The sequence below is a fragment of the Neokomagataea anthophila genome (assembly GCF_018122595.1).
GTDB classification, from domain to species: Bacteria; Pseudomonadota; Alphaproteobacteria; order Acetobacterales; family Acetobacteraceae; genus Gluconobacter; species Gluconobacter anthophilus.
Genome location: NZ_JAGRQH010000291.1, coordinates 1 through 208, shown reverse-complemented (window position 1 = coordinate 208; position 208 = coordinate 1). Strand labels below are relative to the sequence as shown.

General features: G+C 52.4%; 1 pseudogene. It reads left to right on the top strand.

Features of this window, described 5'->3' with window-relative positions:
- Positions 1-199: pseudogene (locus KB213_RS12710) on the top strand (sulfate adenylyltransferase subunit CysD); the annotation flags it as partial.
- Between the last annotated feature and the right edge of the window lie 9 nt (positions 200-208).

Here is a 208-nt window from a genome sequence, read left to right as displayed (position 1 = left end):
GTATTTTGCCAAGGGTGGCAAGCGTTACCGCTCATTGGGTGACCAAGACATTACAAGTCCGGTTGAGAGCAATGCGTCCACTGTGGCGGAAGTGATTGCTGAGTTTGAAAACAGCTAGACATCCGAACGTGCAGGCCGGGCAATGGATCATGAATCAGATGTCGCGTTTGAGCGCCTGCGTGTGGCGGGGTATCTGTAAAAATGGGTG